The sequence below is a fragment of the Inquilinus sp. genome (genome assembly GCF_057815775.1).
Genome location: NZ_JBYRFX010001097.1, coordinates 1 through 2,416 on the forward strand (window position 1 = coordinate 1; position 2,416 = coordinate 2,416).

Annotated in this window: 3 protein-coding genes; 2 read left to right on the forward strand and 1 reads right to left on the reverse strand. The window is 70.0% G+C overall.

Going from position 1 to position 2,416, the window contains the following annotated elements:
• Nucleotides 1-368: 368 nt before the first annotated feature.
• Nucleotides 369-803, forward strand: coding sequence for a tetratricopeptide repeat protein (locus AC3XYG_RS39285; RefSeq protein ID WP_489145347.1), 435 nt, complete (start codon nucleotides 369-371; stop codon nucleotides 801-803).
• A gap of 119 nt (nucleotides 804-922) precedes the next feature.
• Complete coding sequence (locus tag AC3XYG_RS39290) at nucleotides 923-1,411, forward strand: hypothetical protein (RefSeq protein WP_489145348.1); 489 nt, start codon at nucleotides 923-925, stop codon at nucleotides 1,409-1,411.
• 7 nt (nucleotides 1,412-1,418) lie between these two features.
• Here the strand turns inward: AC3XYG_RS39290 and cobT are convergent.
• A partial coding sequence (gene cobT, locus AC3XYG_RS39295) for a nicotinate-nucleotide--dimethylbenzimidazole phosphoribosyltransferase (RefSeq protein ID WP_489145349.1) occupies nucleotides 1,419-2,416 on the reverse strand: 998 nt, incomplete at its 5' end.

The window sequence follows — 2,416 nt, forward strand, 5'->3', positions numbered from 1 at the left end:
GGTCCGATTGAGATGATAACTCAAGGAAATCCGAAGATTTATTTTTGATTGGAAATATAATCTGAAAAATAATCTGCGGATATATGAGCTATTTCAGTGCTCGGGAGCGGATGGAACGCAGAAGGCGGCCGATTTTACGGACAGCAACGCCCGCTTGCCGTCGCAATGTCTGGTGGACGACCCCATATCATCCGCTTGATCCGAGAGATATCGGGACCGGCCGATGGGGCGATGGCCGCGACCTCCGCCGGCCGGCCGATCGGTCTCGCGATGTCCGCCATATCGCGTGCTGGCATCCCGCCGGCTGTTTCAGCCGGGCCCGAGCCCGCACGCCAGCACGAAGGGGCGCCCCAGTGAAGTCCGAAAGCATGAAACGCCTGGAGCGCGACGCCGAACGGGGCGACGCCGTGGCGCAGTTCAATCTCGGCGTCGTCTACGACAATCGCGACGACGACAACGGCTATATCGGCGAGGACAAGCGCAGCGAAGCCATCCGCTGGCTGCTGCGTGCGGCGAAGCAGGGCCTGCCGCGGGCGCAGATCCGCCTGGCCCAGCTCTATGGCGAAGGTCCGGGCGCCGAGAAGGATGCGCTGAAGGCCTGCACCTGGTTTCTCCTGGCCGCGGCCGGGGAGCTGGGCGCCCGCCGTGAGGCGGCACAGTCCGGCTACGAACGGGCCGCCCGGCATCTGACGGTCCTGGACATCGCGCGGGCGCATCGCAGGGTCCTTCGCTGGCGGCCGAAGATCGAACCGGTCCCCGCTGTGACGGGACCGGAGCTCGCTCCGGAACGGGCGCCGTTGTGAAGGCCTGGCTGGTTCCCCCCGTCGTGATCCCGATCGGCCTCCTGGTGCTGATCGCCCTCTACGCCGTAGCGCACGGCGCATTGTAGCGTCCAAGGGCCAAGGGAATGGAGGGACCTGCGATGACCATGCGCACCAACAGCAGCACCGTCTCGTTCCGCCGGCCCTTCAGCCTGAGCGGCATCGGCGGCCTGCAGCCGCCGGGCAGCTACACCGTGGAGACCGACGAGGAGTGGATCGACGGCACGTCGCCGCCCGCCTATCGCCGGATCGCGACGATGATCCGGCTGTCCGGGCGGCCCGGCACCGGCGAGTCGGTCCAGGTCGTCACCGTGGACCCGGATGAGCTCGCCGCCGCCCTGGCGCGGGACGCCGCCGAAATCCCGGCCGACAGTCCGGTCCCGGAGCCCGCTGCGGATGTGCGGGCCGGCGACGGCTCGCCACCCGACCCTGGCCGCGAAGGCCAACCGGTGCAAAGCGGGACGGCTCGTCCGGCCGACCGGGGGTCGCAGGGCTGGCGCGGTCGGGTGGCGACGAACCCCCATGCGCTGGTCTGGATTGCCATCGCCGCCACCGGACTCCTGGTCGCCGTCTTCACCGTGACCTGGTAGCCGCGGCCTAATCCTTGTCGCTGACCCCCGCCTGGGCGAAGGTCGCCATGCCCTCATGGCAGGCCAGGGCGCCACGCACCAGGCTGATCGCCAGCGCCGCGCCGGAGCCTTCGCCCAGCCGCATGCCGAGATCCAGCAGCGCGGTGCGGCCGAGCTTGTCGAGCAGCCGGCGATGCCCCGGCTCGGCCGAGACATGGGCGATCTGGCAATGGTCCAGCGCGTGGCGGTCGAAAGCCCATAGCACCGCGGCGGCGGCGGTGCAGGTGTAGCCGTCCAGCAGCACCGGGATCCGCGCCATCCGCGCCGCCAGCACGGCGCCGACGATCGCTGCCAGCTCCAGTCCGCCGACGCAGCGCAGGATCTCGAACGGGTCGGTCATGGCCTCGCGATTGGTGGCCAGGCCCTGGGCCACGACCCGGGCCTTGCGCGCCATGCCCTCAGCATCGACGCCGGTGCCGGGGCCGACCCAGTCCGCCGGGTCGCCGCCGAACAGGGCGCAGGCCAGGGCGGCGCCGGAGGTGGTGTTGCCGATGCCCATCTCGCCCAGGCACAGCAGGTCCAGGCCGGGCTCCACCGCCATCATGCCGTAGGCCATGGCGCGGACGCAGTCGGCCTCGCGCATCGCGGGTGCAATGGTGAAGTCGGCGGTCGGGTGGTCGAGGTCGAGCTCATAGACCCGCAGGTCGCTGTCCGCGGCTTGGCACAACTGGTTCACCGCGGCGCCGCCGGCGATGAAGTTCTTCACCATCTGCGCCGTGACCGCGACCGGGAAGGCGGACACGCCCTGGGCCACGGCGACGCCGTGATTGCCGGCGAACACCGCCACCCGCGGCCGGCGCAGCTGCGGCGGGTGCTTGCCCTGCCACACTGCCATCCATTCGACGAGATCCTCCAGCCGGCCCAGCGCACCGGGCGGCTTGGTCAGCTGCCGGTCGCGCTCACGCACCGCCGTGCCTGCCTCCAGATCCGGTCCCGGCAACTGGCGCAGCAGGGCGCGCATCTCGT